The sequence below is a fragment of the Paenisporosarcina quisquiliarum genome, from assembly GCF_027563315.1.
Taxonomy (GTDB): Bacteria; Bacillota; Bacilli; order Bacillales_A; family Planococcaceae; genus Paenisporosarcina; species Paenisporosarcina quisquiliarum.
The window spans coordinates 1-14410 of the sequence record NZ_JAMKBJ010000007.1; the positions used below are offsets into that span (position 1 = coordinate 1).

The 14410-nt window shown below is 39.3% G+C and carries 12 protein-coding genes; 3 read left to right on the plus strand and 9 right to left on the minus strand.

Annotated elements, in window-relative coordinates; genetic code table 11:
• Window positions 1-395: 395 nt before the first annotated feature.
• Complete coding sequence (locus M9R32_RS09320) at window positions 396-1304, minus strand: DMT family transporter (RefSeq protein ID WP_269926471.1); 909 nt, start codon at window positions 1302-1304, stop codon at window positions 396-398.
• Window positions 1305-1446: 142 nt separating this feature from the next.
• Here M9R32_RS09320 and M9R32_RS09325 point away from each other — a divergent pair, with 142 nt between their 5' ends.
• Window positions 1447-2172: an MgtC/SapB family protein gene (locus M9R32_RS09325; RefSeq protein ID WP_269926472.1), complete on the plus strand. Its 726-nt coding sequence runs from the start codon at window positions 1447-1449 to the stop codon at window positions 2170-2172.
• Window positions 2173-2184: 12 nt separating this feature from the next.
• Window positions 2185-3174 (plus strand): cation diffusion facilitator family transporter, encoded by a 990-nt coding sequence (locus M9R32_RS09330; protein WP_269926473.1) that lies wholly within the window; start codon window positions 2185-2187, stop codon window positions 3172-3174.
• A 50-nt stretch (window positions 3175-3224) separates the two neighbouring features.
• Here the strand turns inward: M9R32_RS09330 and M9R32_RS09335 are convergent, their stop codons facing one another.
• From M9R32_RS09335 to pruA, 5 genes are all read right to left on the minus strand, one after another.
• Entirely contained in the window at window positions 3225-3632 is a 408-nt protein-coding gene (locus M9R32_RS09335) for a YugN family protein (protein ID WP_269926474.1), read from the minus strand.
• Between the two features lie 102 nt (window positions 3633-3734).
• The gene (locus tag M9R32_RS09340; protein ID WP_269926475.1) at window positions 3735-4898 is read right to left on the minus strand and encodes an iron-containing alcohol dehydrogenase; all 1164 of its coding nucleotides are present in this window, start codon (window positions 4896-4898) and stop codon (window positions 3735-3737) included.
• Window positions 4899-5014: 116 nt separating this feature from the next.
• Window positions 5015-6259 (minus strand): Glu/Leu/Phe/Val family dehydrogenase, encoded by a 1245-nt coding sequence (locus tag M9R32_RS09345; RefSeq protein ID WP_269926476.1) that lies wholly within the window; start codon window positions 6257-6259, stop codon window positions 5015-5017.
• Window positions 6260-6340: 81 nt separating this feature from the next.
• On the minus strand, window positions 6341-7534 hold the full coding sequence (locus M9R32_RS09350) for an ornithine--oxo-acid transaminase (protein WP_269926477.1): 1194 nt from the start codon (window positions 7532-7534) through the stop codon (window positions 6341-6343).
• A 430-nt stretch (window positions 7535-7964) separates the two neighbouring features.
• Window positions 7965-9509, minus strand: coding sequence for an L-glutamate gamma-semialdehyde dehydrogenase (gene pruA, locus M9R32_RS09355; protein ID WP_269926478.1), 1545 nt, complete (start codon window positions 9507-9509; stop codon window positions 7965-7967).
• A 140-nt stretch (window positions 9510-9649) separates the two neighbouring features.
• Between pruA and M9R32_RS09360 the strand changes: the two genes are divergently transcribed.
• Window positions 9650-10957 carry an AAA-type ATPase lid domain-containing protein gene (locus M9R32_RS09360; RefSeq protein ID WP_269926479.1) on the plus strand — a complete coding sequence of 436 codons (1308 nt, stop codon included), beginning with the start codon at window positions 9650-9652 and terminating at the stop codon, window positions 10955-10957.
• 282 nt (window positions 10958-11239) lie between these two features.
• Here M9R32_RS09360 and yugI read toward each other — a convergent pair whose 3' ends face one another.
• The 3 genes from yugI to M9R32_RS09375 all read right to left on the minus strand — a co-directional run bounded on the left by yugI (window position 11240) and on the right by M9R32_RS09375 (window position 14390).
• Window positions 11240-11614 carry a S1 domain-containing post-transcriptional regulator GSP13 gene (gene yugI / locus M9R32_RS09365; protein ID WP_016428978.1) on the minus strand — a complete coding sequence of 125 codons (375 nt, stop codon included), beginning with the start codon at window positions 11612-11614 and terminating at the stop codon, window positions 11240-11242.
• Between the two features lie 87 nt (window positions 11615-11701).
• Window positions 11702-13843 carry a hypothetical protein gene (locus M9R32_RS09370; RefSeq protein ID WP_269926480.1) on the minus strand — a complete coding sequence of 714 codons (2142 nt, stop codon included), beginning with the start codon at window positions 13841-13843 and terminating at the stop codon, window positions 11702-11704.
• Window positions 13833-14390 carry an RNA polymerase sigma factor gene (locus tag M9R32_RS09375; RefSeq protein ID WP_269926481.1) on the minus strand — a complete coding sequence of 186 codons (558 nt, stop codon included), beginning with the start codon at window positions 14388-14390 and terminating at the stop codon, window positions 13833-13835. Before M9R32_RS09375 ends, M9R32_RS09370 begins: the two co-directional genes overlap by 11 nt.
• Window positions 14391-14410 lie beyond the last annotated feature (20 nt).

Sequence of the window (14410 nt, forward strand, 5' to 3'; positions counted from 1 at the left end):
CGCCGCCAGCGTTCGTCCTGAGCCAGGATCAAACTCTCCATAATAGGTGAGTCGATTAGCTCGACTTTGTTGCTGGCGTCAAATTAATGACGTTTATAATGAACGTTTAAGTTCAAGTTTTGCTTCCGGCACCGAAGTGCGTTCCGCTTTTTAGTTGACGTTTTGCTGTTCAGTTTTCAAGGTTCATTTCGTTGGTCACTCTCGCGACAGCAACTTTTATATCTTAGCAAATCCAGTTTGTCATGTCAACAAAAAGTTTTGCTTTTTTATTTATTTCGTTGCAATCATTTTAGCAACTTTATTAATATACCTTCATTCGAAATCAAAGTCAATAACTATTTTGAAATATTTTTCTTCGCTTCCGAAGGACAAGTATTAATATACACCCTCTTGATTTACAAATCAAGAGGTTTTTTACGAAAAAGTTTAATTATCTTCTTAAAGTCGGCTACAAACAGCACTATACCTGCAATTACAATGATTCCTCCGATGATCTGAGTCGTGATTAAATATTCATCAAAGATATAAAACGCTAAAATTGCTGCACCAACTGGTTCAAATAAAATTGCGATTGAAATAATATTTGTAGAAACATATTTTAAAGACCAATTAAACAAAGTATGCCCTAATAAGTTTGGAACAATTGCTAATAAGATAAACCATAACCAATCATCAGCCGGATAAGGTCCAAATGATTCCCCTTTAACTAATACATAGAAAAAGAGCGTGATTGTGCTAATTCCATAAACCACAAATGTATATGTTACCAAGGACAGTCTTTGTCTAACATCTTGTCCAAATAGCAGATAGGCTGTAACAAGTCCACATGCAATGAGGGCCAATACATCTCCATACAATGCACTTCCACTGATTCGGAAGTCTCCCCAGCTTATTAGAATGGATCCTCCAATCGCTATTGCTCCAGAAATAATGGTCTTTAATGATAAGCGTTCTTTAAAAAAGAAATATGTACCCGCAAAAGCAAACAATGGTTGTAGAGTTACTAACACAGTTGAACTGGCCACCGATGTGTAATTTAAAGATTCAAACCATAAGATAAAATGAAAAGCCAAAAAGATACCGGCAATTAATGAAAAGCTCCAATCTCTTTTTGTTAATCGTTTAATTTCAGACGTGTATTTCCAAAAGAAAACGGGTGACATAATCAATACTGAAAATAACATACGATAAAAAGCTATTACTCCCGCGTCCGCATTTGCAAGTTTTACAAAGATTGCAGACATGGAAACAGCAATGACTCCAATAGCAATTGGAATCCAAGGGTGAATTGGTGGTTTTTCCATGAAGTTCACTTCTCTCTGTACCCTCTGAAAAATTGAAAATACTATATAAATAAAGGTACTATATAATTAATCCTTCATAATTGTTTCATGTCTACACGATCAACGCAAGTAAGATTTTATGTTTTGATAAAGGAGGATTTCAATGGGGGAAATAATTATCAACAGTTTTGTACATACTGAAATATTAATGAAATTAGGATTAGCGGCATTTTTAAGTTTAATTATTGGTCTAGAGAGGGAACTTAAGAAGAAACCCGTAGGATTAAAGACAAGTTTGGTTATTGCCACTTTCAGCTGTCTGCTTACATACATCTCTATTGAGTCAGCTTATATGGCTGAAAGCAGAGACGGAGTGAACATTACAATGGATCCCTTGCGCCTCGCTGCACAAATCGTCAGTGGGATCGGTTTCTTAGGAGCCGGGGTAATTCTTCGTAAAGGAAATGACAGTATTACTGGGTTAACAACGGCTGCTATGATTTGGGGTGCTGGTGCAATCGGAATAGCTGTCGGCGCAGGATTTTATGTTGAGGCAACGATTTGTGTATTAATTGTACTGGTTGGAATTGAAGCACTTCCCCCGCTTCTTTCGAAGATTGGCCCCAAACGGCTTAGAATGAAAGAAGTATATATGAAGGTTCTGATTTCTGAAACTGGTTCGATTGAACATTTGGTTTCTTTTATCAAATCAGAAGGAATTGTTGTAGAAAGTCTTCGTATTAAAGACGTACCGCTCTCAGACCATCGTTTGAAACACGAAGTAGAATTACGCTTATCTACTTTACCAAAGCATAATTCGTTCACTATTTACGACAGCATCCATTCTCTTTCATATATTGATCGAGTCGAACTAGAAATTTTAACTTAATAGGAGGAAATTATGAAAGAATTTTTCGTGTTACTTAAAGATGGAAACAAACCGTCGCTGCTCGCGGCAATTGTCAATTCAATTATTGCAGTATTAAAAGGTTTTGCATTCTTTTTCACTGGAAATGTGGCTATGTTCGCAGAAATGATGCACTCCATCGGGGATGCAGCCAACCAGTTTTTCGTTTTCATTGGCTCAGCTTTATCAAAGAAAGCTCCAACACCACGATTTCCTAATGGTTTTGGGAGAGTAGTCAATTTAGTTTGTTTGGGTGCTGTATTAATAGTTGCAATTTTATCTTACGAAACTGTAATTGAGGGATGGCACCATATTCAACATCCTGCGAAATCCGGCGGTTTATTAATTACTCTTGGTGTTTTGGCTATCGCAATTTTATTAGAATTATTTGTACTATATAAAGCTTCTAAAGAAGTTCTTCATGAAGCTGGTGTCCCAAAAGCGCAAGGTTTGGCTCCTTTAGCTCTTGCGTTCACTCATTTAAATCGAGCTAAACCTGCCACAAAATTAGTGTTTATGGAAGACTTAGTGGCGACAGCTGGTGGAATTCTGGCTTTTGTAGCCGTTTTAATCGCTCATTTTACTGGTTTTTTACAAGCAGAGGGTATTGCTTCAATCATGATTGGTTTAATGATGTTCTATGTTGTAGGACGCGTATTCCTTGAAAATGCCAGAGGTGCAATTGGCGAGACGGATGAACAAATGCTAAATCACATTGCTCATCTAGTAATGGAACATAAAGATGTCAAAGATATTCAAAAACTTTCTGTTATTAAAGAAGGCGAGTTTCTACATGTAGAACTTGTTGCGGAAGTTGACTCTTCCATCTCTTTTGCAGAGGCTGATGACATCCGTGATCATTTAGTTGATTTAATTCTTCATCAACAAGGAGTTCAAGATGTAACGATATCGTTTGATGAAGACGATGGCGTCACTCATTGGAAACATGTGAACAATCGACCTGATAAATTATCACCACAATAATTCGCAAAGCGAAAGCCCCGTTCAATGAATATCATTGAATGGGGCTTTTCTTATTGCAAACGACTATCGAGAGTTCTCAGCAATTCTACACCTTGAACAACTAGTTTATTACTGATGGGCGCATCTTTATCCGTTGGCTTTTGAAATTGGTTCAGCAATCCTCCACCAATTCCAAAAAGGGCATCTTTCTCATCATCAATTCCATATTGATAACAATGGCGTAATAAAAAAGGTACGCCACATTCCAATTTAGCAGATGCCTGTTCAAAATCACCACTTTTTACCGTGACCGGAATTCGCAAGACATCATAATAGGGTGTTTTTTGAAACACGTAATCAAAATAAGCATGGTCGTAATCCCAGCCTCCACCTACAGTAAATCCATGGCTAGTTAAAAACTCTTCAAGGTGACCTTTTTCAAAACGTTTTCCTTCTAATGAAGAATTAAGTTCTATCAATTAAAAAACCTCCCGTCTTCTATTAGAATGGACAGGAGGTGTATGGTTTTATTCGTGACTGCAAAAGAAAACATCCATCATAAGCCACGGATTATATCAATGTTAAAGTGAAGCCTTTAAAATGGCGCGTACATCGTCTGCTTCTAAAGGTACAAAGTTTCCAAACGGACCGTAAACCATCGCTTTTTCCACCATTGATTCAATTTGAGAATCGTCGATGTTATAGTCAGCAAGTGTCTCTGGAGCTCCTAATGAAGTCCAAAAAGCACGCAAGTTATCGATTCCTTCATTCGCAATTTCATCAACCGTCTTGCCTTCTGGCTCTACTCCAAATACATAAACGGCTAATCTTGCGAATCGTTCAGGGTCAACTTTGATATTATGGCGCATCCAATGTGGGAATAAAATAGCCAGACCACCTGCGTGAGGGATATCATATATAGCTGATACTGCATGCTCAATATTATGAGTTGCCCAGTCTCCTCGGTATCCCATTTGCAACATTCCGTTTAAAGCAATTGTTCCGGAGAATAGAATGGTTTCACGATGTTCGTATGAATGTAAGTTGTTAAGTAATTTTGGCGCAGTTTCCATAATTGCACGCAAGACACCTTCACACATTTCATCTTGTACTGGTGTATTCGTTGCGTTATTGAAATATTGTTCGAAAATATGAGACATCATATCCACAATTCCGTAAACAGTCTGGTCTTGCGGAACTGAGAATGTATAAGCTGGATCCAGCACCGAGAATTTAGGGAATACTAACGGGCTTCCCCAACCGTATTTTTCTTGCGTTTCTTCATTAGTAATGACCGACCCCGAATTCATTTCAGAACCAGTTGCAGCCAAAGTTAACACCGTACCAAATGGAAGTGCTGCTTCAGGCACTGCTTTACGGCTGACGAAGTCCCATGCGTCACCTTCATATTTTGCACCAGCAGCGATTAACTTCGTACAGTCAATAACAGAACCGCCACCTACTGCAAGTAATACATCGATATTTTCTTTCTTACACATCTCTACGCCTTTTCGGACAGTCGAAATACGTGGATTCGGATCTACTCCACTCAATTCAAAAACGTCCAAATCAGCTTCTTTTAAAGTGGACATAACTTCCTCATAAAGACCATTTTTCTTAATACTTCCACCGCCATAAACGACTAGAACTTTTTTGCCGTATGTAGGTAATTCTTGTTTAATTTGCTCAAGTTGCCCTTTTCCAAAAATCAATTTTACAGGGTTATAAAATGAAAATGCATTCATTTATATCACGCTCCTCTATTGAGTATTATGTGCATATTTACATATAAAATCAAAGAAAAGAACTTATTCTACACTAAAAAAGCGACTTGTCTCCAAGGAGACAAGTCGCTTAATTTTTATACCCAGCCACGGAAGCGAGAAGCTTCAGCAGTTTTACGAACACCCACCATATATGCAGCTAAGCGCATGTTGATATTGCGTGTTGTAGCAACTGTGTATACATTCTCAAATGCTTCTACCATTTTTTTATAAAGTTTCTCATTAACTTCTTCTTCCGTCCAGTAGTACCCTTGATTATTTTGAACCCACTCAAAATAAGATACTGTTACGCCGCCTGCGCTAGCAAGAACGTCAGGAACAAGTAAAATGCCACGATCAGTTAATATTTTTGTTGCTTCAGTTGTTGTTGGACCATTTGCAGCTTCAACCACAATGCTTGCACGAATACGGTCTGCGTTTTCAGCTGTAATTTGATTTTCAATTGCGGCTGGCACTAAGATGTCGCAATCCAATTCTAGCAACTCTTGGTTTGAGATTGTATTTTCGAACAAAGTAGTTACCGTTCCAAAACTATCACGGCGATCCAGTAAATAGTCAATATCTAAACCATTCGGATCATGTAAAGCTCCGTATGCATCTGAGATACCGATTACTTTTGCTCCAGCATCACTCATGAATTTAGCTAAGAAACTACCTGCATTACCGAAACCTTGAATGACTACTCGTGCTCCATTCATATCGATGCCACGTTTTTTTGCAGCTTCCTCTACACAGATTGTTACACCTTGTGCTGTAGCACGTTCACGCCCTTGAGAACCTCCAAGAACAATTGGTTTACCAGTAATAAAGCCTGGTGAGTTAAATTCATCAATTCGGCTGTATTCATCCATCATCCAAGCCATAATTTGTGAATTTGTAAATACATCTGGAGCTGGAATATCTTTAGTTGGACCTACAAATTGACTAATCGCACGAACATAGCCACGACTAAGTTTTTCAATTTCGTTCATCGACATTTGTCGAGGGTCGCAAATAATTCCGCCCTTACCACCACCATAAGGTAAATCAACGATTCCACATTTCAATGTCATCCACATCGATAATGCTTTCACTTCATCTTCAGAAACCTCCGGGTGAAAACGTACGCCACCTTTAGTAGGTCCTACAGCGTCGTTATGTTGAGCACGATAACCCGTGAAAACTTTAACTTTACCATCATCCATTTTAATAGGAATACGCACTTCAAGCATACGTAATGGTTCTTTTAAAAGTTCAAACATTCCTTCATCATATCCAAGTTTGTTAAGAGCGTCCTGAATAACATCTTGTGTTGATGTGAACAGGTTTAGATTTTCAGCCATTTTATAGTTTCGCCTCTTTATTCATAATGATTACGTCGCAATCATTGTAACATATTTATTTTTATTTTTTAACAGTAAAAATTATTTATTGAATACTTTTTGAATTTTTTCGATTGCCCAGTCTAGTTCTTCTTTCGTAATAACCAATGGTGGAGCAAAACGAATCACTGTATCATGAGTTTCTTTACACAAAAGTCCAAGTTCTTTCAATTCCTCACAGAATGGACGTGCTGCCGTGTTAAGTTCCATTCCGATAAATAATCCGCGACCTCGTACTTCTTTAATAGAAGAATGTTCGATTTTTGTCAAAGCATCTTTGAAATAGTTTCCTAGTTCTTCAGAGCGTTCTGCTAACTTCTCTTCTACTAATACGTCTAAAGAAGCAATCGATACGGCACAAGCCATTGGGTTCCCACCGAAAGTTGAACCATGAGATCCTGGGTTAAATACTTCCAGAATTTCTTTGTTGGCAACTACGCAAGAGATAGGGAATACTCCTCCACCTAGCGCTTTACCCAAAATATACATATCTGGATCTACATCTTCCCATTCACAAGCAAACATTTTACCTGTGCGGCATAGACCAGCTTGGATTTCATCCGCAATAAACAAGACATTATTTTCGCGACAAAGTTCACGAGCTGCTTTCATGAATCCAGCTGGAGGAATAACAATTCCTGCTTCTCCTTGAATTGGTTCAATCAAGAAAGCTGCAGTGTTCGGCGTAATTGCTGATTTTAACGCTTCAATGTCACCGTATGGAATTAAGTTGATACCTGGAAGCATTGGTCCGAAGCCACGTTTGTAATCAGGATCTGAAGATAAAGACACTGCGGCCATCGTACGTCCATGGAAGTTTCCGTTACAAGCAATGATTTCTGCCTGGTTTTCAGAAACTCCTTTTACATCATAAGCCCAACGACGAGCTGCTTTAATCGCAGTCTCAACAGCTTCAGCCCCTGTATTCATAGGGAGTGCCATATCTTTTCCAGATAGTTCACAAATCATTTCATACCAAGGTCCTAATTGATCGTTGTGGAATGCACGGGACGTCAAAGTCACTCGGTCAGCTTGATCTTTTAGTGCTTGGATAATTTTTGGGTGACGATGCCCTTGGTTAACTGCTGAATAAGCAGATAACATATCCATATATTTGTTGCCTTCCGGATCTTTTACCCATACACCTTGTGCTTCAGAAATAACAATTGGTAGCGGATGATAGTTTGGTGCACCAAACTTTTCTGTTTGCTCAATCACATTTTGTGAAACTGTCATAATGTTTTGCCTCCTCAAGTTTTCAAAAAAAGGCAGACGCATCTTCTGATGTGCCTGCCTATATTTAATGTCGCTTTTCTTAGTGTTTAGCTTCGACACCCAGCTTGCTGGAATCCAGCGGCGGTCAGAAAGACGAATGGCTTCCATCCTTCCAGCGCGAGATGAGCTACCGTTAGGGTTTCCCGCTAGGCTTAGTGTCTAGTTCCGAAGCCCAGCTCACACCTAAGCTTCAGTCTCTCATGCGAAAGCAAGCTTTCGATTAGAGCCTTCCAGCGCCGGTGATGAGCTACCGTTAGGTTTTCCCGCTAGTCTTAGTGTCTAGTTCCGCAGGGTAGGCTGCACCTAAGCTTCAAATCCTCATTCGGAAACAGGTTTCCGATTCGGCTTTTCCAGCGCCGGTGTCAGCCTAACACACCCTGCTGCACTTTTCTTATAACATTTCAGATGTTGTTTTTGCTTGTAAGTGTAAAGTCAGGTAGTCAGGACCGCCTGCTTTAGAGTCTGTACCTGACATGTTGAAACCACCGAATGGTTGGTATCCAACGATTGCGCCAGTACATCCACGGTTGAAGTACAAGTTACCAACATGGAAGTCTTCACGTGCTTTTTCTTGGTTCATACGGTTGTTTGTGATTACCGCACCAGTTAAGCCGTATTCCGTGTTGTTAGCAATTTCAAGCGCTTCATCGAAATCTTTTGCTTTCGCGATTCCTACAACCGGTCCAAAGATTTCTTCTTGCATGATACGAGCTTTAGGATCTAAGTCAGCGATTACAGTTGGTTGAATGAAGAATCCTTTCGAATCATCACCAGTACCACCAGCAACTAAGCGGCCTTCGCCTTTACCGATTTCGATGTAGCTCATGATTTTTTTGAATGCAGCACCATCGATAACAGGACCAACGAAATGCTCATCTTGATCTGGAACACCAACTGATAGAGCTTTAGTTAATTCTTCAACTCGATTTAAAACTTGATCGTATACATCTTCAACGATTACAGCGCGTGAACATGCTGAACATTTTTGCCCACTGAAACCGAATGCAGATTTCACGATTGATTGAGCAGCTAGTTCTAAATCTGCTTCTTTATCAACAACAATTGTATCTTTACCGCCCATTTCAGCGATTACACGTTTAATCCAAATTTGACCTTCAGACAATTTAGAAGAACGTTCGAAGATACGAAGACCTACGTCACGTGAACCAGTGAAACTGATTAAACGAGTACGTGGGTGATCAACCATGAAGTCCCCAACTTCAGCACCAGAACCTGGAATGAAGTTTACAACTCCTGCAGGCATACCCGCTTCTTCTAAAACTTCCATGAATTTGTAAGCTACGATTGGTGTAGTTGATGCTGGTTTTAGTAATACTGTGTTACCAGTAACCATTGCTGCAACTGCTGTTCCCGCCATAATTGCAAATGGGAAGTTCCAAGGAGAAATAACAACTGCTACACCCATTGGAATATAGTCATAACGGTTATACTCACCTGGACGGCTTTCAACAGGTTGACCATCTTTCAAACGAAGCATTTGACGACCGTAATATTCTAGGAAATCGATTGCTTCAGCTGCTTCAACGTCAGCTTCAACCCATGTTTTACCCGCTTCTTTAGAAAGCAATGCCGAGAATTCAAATTTACGACGGCGCATAATTGCTGCCGCTTTGAATAATACATCTGCACGAATTTCAGGTTTTACTTTTTTCCATGTGTTAAATGTAGCATCTGCAACGTCCATTGCTTTAGAAGCCAATTCTTGGTTCGCTTTAGAAACAGAACCTACAACTTCAGTTTTGTTAGCTGGGTTGTAAGACACGATTTTTTCTTCAGTCGTGATACGCTCGCCACCAATAATAAGTGGGAAGTCTTGACCCATGTAACCTTCTACTGTTTTATAACCTTCTTGAATAGCTTTTTTGTTTTCTTCTTTTGTGAAATCTGTGAATGCTTCATGTTTATAAGGAATCATGTGAATCCTCCTAAGATTTATTTTAGTGCAAAAATAATTTGCGCTTTTAATTCGTTTACATCTATAATAATGCAAAAGATTGTTGCGTTTTTCAAGTGATATTTCTTATTTTCGTAAAAAACTTTAGGAGTGAGCCTCCCTTGAACGATAAAGATCTTCAATTATTGCCTTTTTACCGCTTTGCAAGTGATCATATTTCCGTAGGAATTCACGCAATTGACAGGAATGGGCGTACCATTTTATACAATGAAAAAATGAAGAACATTGAAGGTCTCGATTTACAGGATGTTGCCGATCGCTCCCTTCTTGAATTATTCCAATTTGACCAACAGGAAAGTACTCTTTTGAAAGTACTGCAAAGTGGAGAACATGTCATGAATGTCAAACAGACCTACTGGAATCGTAATGGACATGAAATAACAACCATTAATGATACGCATCCTGTATTTGAAAACGGAGAATTAATCGGGGCTGTAGAATTAGCACGTGACGTAACCACCTTAGAACGATTAGTTTACCAGCCATTGCGTCGTTATGGAGAACCCATTACATTTTCAGTGATAACTGCCGTTTCCGAATCGATGAAACAAGTGATTTCAACTGCCAAAAAAGCAGCAATGGCTCGTTTATCTGTCTTGCTTGTCGGTGAAGCTGGCACTGGTAAAGACTTGGTGGCTGAAGGCATTCATTACGAATTATCCCCACCTTTGTCCCATTTCTATACGTTATATTGCCACAACTCCGATCCAACGATTCTCAATAAATTAAAAGAAGACATGATTGCACTTGAAGCAAGTACAATCTTCTGTGAACGGATAGATTTATTGACATTGGGGATGCAACAGCAATTAATGGACATGGTTAATGATCCAACACTCGGGAATCATCTGTTTTTGGCGAGTGTAGGTGCTGATCCAGTTGATTTGATTGCTTCAGGTGAACTTTTGAAAGAGCTCTATTATTTCTTTGCTTCCATGACGATCGTCGTTCCTCCATTGCGTGAACGGCGAGAAGATATTGATCCGTTTGTTAACGACTATTTTGCTCGCCACAGAGTTCGTTTCGGATCCGCCATTATGGGATTAACCGAAGAAGTACGTGACATTTTCCACGCGTATGACTGGCCTGGTAATTTAAAAGAAGTGGAAATCTTATTGGATGAAATCGCTTCGATGCTCACCGTAGAGGAAATGGTGACGTTTGAAATGTTGCCGCTGCATTTTAAATTAAAAGTACAGGAAATGCGTGAACCTCTGAAACGTGCAGAAGATTTTGTCGTTCAATCAGATCGTGACTTACTACCACTGGATGATTATTTACGCGAAGCAGAGATGTACTATTTGCAGAAAGTAATGGGGATGTTTGAAGGGAACGTGACAAAGGCTGCAGTTGCCTTAGGCATGAGCAGACAGAACTTGCAGTATCGACTAAGGAAGATAAGAAAATAACATAAGATATGCTATCTTACAGAAAATCGTTACTTTTACTACCTCGAAGATTTTTTATTAAAAAAGCGAGCAGACTCACACGGAGTCTGCTCGCTTTTACTCATTGTCTAGCTCCAAGCGCCAGACCGCACCTTAGTTTAGGGCCACATGATGTGGGTCATGAAGGCGTCCCGACACGATGTCGGGATTTTAGCCTTCCTCCCCTTTATCATGCGAAAGCAGGCTTTCGAATCGGTCCCTCCAACACCGGCGTCGGTCTAGAGTGGCGCTTTGCGCTTTTACTCATTGACCGGATTGTTTGATCCAGTCTTGTAATTTGTCTTTTAAAGAGTTGAAACCTTCTGCATCATGCTCGTCAACGCGTGCTTGCAATGATTTTTTCGGTTTGTCTTCTTTACGTAAAACCGGTGGGCGTTCTTGTAATGCGCGAATTGAAAGGCTGATTTTGCCCGCTTCCTCGTCCACTTCAAGTACTTTCACTTCGATTTCTTGCCCGACAGACAAGAATTCACTTACGTCTTTCACATAACCATATGTGATTTCTGAAATGTGCACTAAACCTTGAGTCTCTTCGTCTAATGCTACAAACGCGCCGTATGGCTGAACGCCTGTTACTTTTCCTGAGATTACTTCCCCAACTTCGTACTTCTTAGTCATAATAATCGCTCCTAGTCTTGGATATATACCTATCTACCTTAAGGCCATAGAAGATTATACCATAAACTAGAGTATTACTCAAAAGACTCACTGCATCGGCATGAAGTGGACGCGCCAGCCTTCTACAGTTTTCCGTAACTGGAACCCTTTCTGACTTTCATCATTTGTTTGATGTTCAGGTTTTAAATTAAAATAGATCACTTGATCATGCTCAGCTTGCAAATCTCCAATCATATACTCAACTGAATCAAATTGAGTTTTCCAATCCATGACGTTTTCAGAATGGACATATTCACCCAAAAACTCCTCGCGTGTGGGTTTAATATAGTACTCATCATCCACTAGCAAAGCATATTGAGTTTCAGCATCCCCTGCATATAATGCTTCCAAATAGATTCCCGCAATGACAACTGGACCTTCTGAATTGATAAGGTCGTAGTTATAATCTTTCTTAAATTCCTCGTAAATACTTTGGATTTTGTTTGTATACTGCGAGTTAATAGTTTCGTAAAAGTGTTCACCTTGTAAGGATACTGTTACTCCTAAATCGATTTGCCATACCCCTTCTCGGTTTTTCATTACCGGGATAGTTTTCACAGCTTTTCCCTCTTGTTGGACTTCAATCGTGCCAAAGATTGCTTCAGTTTGATAGCTGCTCATTCGATCGTCATATATAAGTGTAATTGCTTCATTCGGAAGAATATTTTCGTTTCCTAGAAATGCTTGTATATCCGAAACCGTTCCTAATCCTTGAAATGGAAGCACTAAATCCAACATTACTTCCGGAAAACCGATTTGCTGAGCATAGGAAAATAACAGCACAGACTCGATTGGTGTTAAATTCGATAAAGCATAATCAGGATTTGCTGTACCTGAATTTTTCAAGTAGCCATGAATTTTTTGCTGTACATCCGAGTTTGGCCATTCCACCACATCTATGAAATCATATATTTCATCATTCGGCATTACCTTGGCTAGCTCACCTGTTTCTGCAAGCTGGAACGCATTCTTCAAACCATTGAAATCAAGCATTTTGTAGGTTTCATTCACTTCCCAATCATTCGATCGTAAAGAAGCAACTACAGGCGTCATATAATATTTGATTGGTGATACCCTCGTATTTCTAAGTAAAGAATTCCATGCAAATTGATATTCCTCTTTAATTTTCCCATTCTCAAAAACAGCTGTCTGAGGAGAACCGAAAATCAATGTATAGGCAAGATCTTCATAATAAGATTTTATGACCGTATACGTCGCAGTGGGTTTTTTGTCACTCAGAAGATATATTTCTAAGTAATCCAAAATAGTTGCAGATTCCTGTATACCGTAAACAAGTTCCCCCCCATACGTAAATGGAGCCATTTGTTTAATTGCCAATGAATCAATGGCGCGTTGTGCAATTTTTCCATACAGACTGAATATAAGGTCATCCATCTGGAAATCAGCAATGTATTCTTTTTCATTTGGTGCCACTTTAATCACAATACCTTCATGTGAAGAATTTGATATCATTTGCCGCACTGGTTCAGGTAAGTCTTTCTGCTTGCTATTCAAGTAGGCCACGTCAAGTTTCCCATTCATTTTGGCAGTATTTAAAACATCTTTATGTTCGACTAAAACCTGATCATAGACTTCCTTTAAATCATCTATTTTTCCACTTAACTCTTCAGCAAACATCATACTCATTTCTTCATTCATTTCGTTTCCCATGGGAAGTTTCATAATCATTTCAGAAGGCAGCAGTAAATACTTAATCGTTTCACCGTAGGCTACTTTCAGGGAAAGGGATGAATTCTTTATAGTATCGGGATGCGTGATGCGGGCAAATTCACTATCCGCAAATTTAACAAAATTCAGTTGATTGAACTGTTCATTTGTCATTCCTAGCATTTTTCGTCTGAGCTCACGTTCCTTTTGATAGTCTTTCTTAAGCTCTGCAATTTCTGTTTTATTGTATTCAGCGACTGTCTTTGTCTTTTGCTCTTCATGCTCATTGAAAAAAGATGCACTCAAGATTCCAATTAAAAATACACTAGCTAGACTTACTGCCCAAACGCTGACTTTTTGCCATTTTGATGGTTTAGCAGTTTGAACTGTTGGCACTTCTTGCAAATTTTGATTTTCAACATCTATTTTATTTAATACATCATCCGCATTGAATTTAGATGGAACACGATTATACGATTTGTTAAGTAATTTCATTTGTTGGTCAAATTGCTTATCGTCCATATTCGGTCCCCCCATTTAATGCAAGTGCAGATTTGAGTTGTTCTTTTGCTCTTAATAACCTTGTTTTGACAGTTGCCAGCGGAATGTTCATGACATCACCAATCTGATCATAGGTGAGTTCCTGAAAATAAAATAATATGATGGGAATACGATATTTTTCATCCAGCAACTGAATGGCTGCATGCAATTCCCGATCCTCTTCAAAAACCAAAATTTTCGATTCTGCAGATCTTACGCTCGTTCCAAAGTTCTCTTCATCCTGCGCTTTATCTTCTTTATCTTTTTCTCGCTGTTCTCTTCGGTAATAATCCCTGGCTGCATTTAATGTGATTTTGTATAACCAAGTCGTAAAACGGTCACGCTGAAATTGATGGAGGAAGCGATACAGCTTAATGAATACTTCCTGAGTGACATCTTGTACATCATCTGCTTTGACACCACACTGAAAGGCGAATTTTTCGACTGTCCGATGATGTAGATTCATTAAGTCACCATAGGCCGCTCTGTCTCCTTTTTGTGCCCTTTCAATTAGATCAAGTTCGTTCATGAGGCCCCCTCACTCTCTAT

Coding starts and splice junctions, on each gene's coding strand:
- M9R32_RS09375 (WP_269926481.1), bottom strand. CDS start 14,390: ATGAACGAACTTGATCTAATTGAAAGGGCACAAAAAGGAGACAGAGCG.
- M9R32_RS09325 (WP_269926472.1), top strand. CDS start 1,447: ATGGGGGAAATAATTATCAACAGTTTTGTACATACTGAAATATTAATG.
- M9R32_RS09340 (WP_269926475.1), bottom strand. CDS start 4,898: ATGAATGCATTTTCATTTTATAACCCTGTAAAATTGATTTTTGGAAAA.
- pruA (WP_269926478.1), bottom strand. CDS start 9,509: ATGATTCCTTATAAACATGAAGCATTCACAGATTTCACAAAAGAAGAA.
- M9R32_RS09330 (WP_269926473.1), top strand. CDS start 2,185: ATGAAAGAATTTTTCGTGTTACTTAAAGATGGAAACAAACCGTCGCTG.
- M9R32_RS09320 (WP_269926471.1), bottom strand. CDS start 1,304: ATGGAAAAACCACCAATTCACCCTTGGATTCCAATTGCTATTGGAGTC.
- M9R32_RS09345 (WP_269926476.1), bottom strand. CDS start 6,259: ATGGCTGAAAATCTAAACCTGTTCACATCAACACAAGATGTTATTCAG.
- M9R32_RS09350 (WP_269926477.1), bottom strand. CDS start 7,534: ATGACAGTTTCACAAAATGTGATTGAGCAAACAGAAAAGTTTGGTGCA.
- M9R32_RS09370 (WP_269926480.1), bottom strand. CDS start 13,843: ATGGACGATAAGCAATTTGACCAACAAATGAAATTACTTAACAAATCG.
- yugI (WP_016428978.1), bottom strand. CDS start 11,614: ATGACTAAGAAGTACGAAGTTGGGGAAGTAATCTCAGGAAAAGTAACA.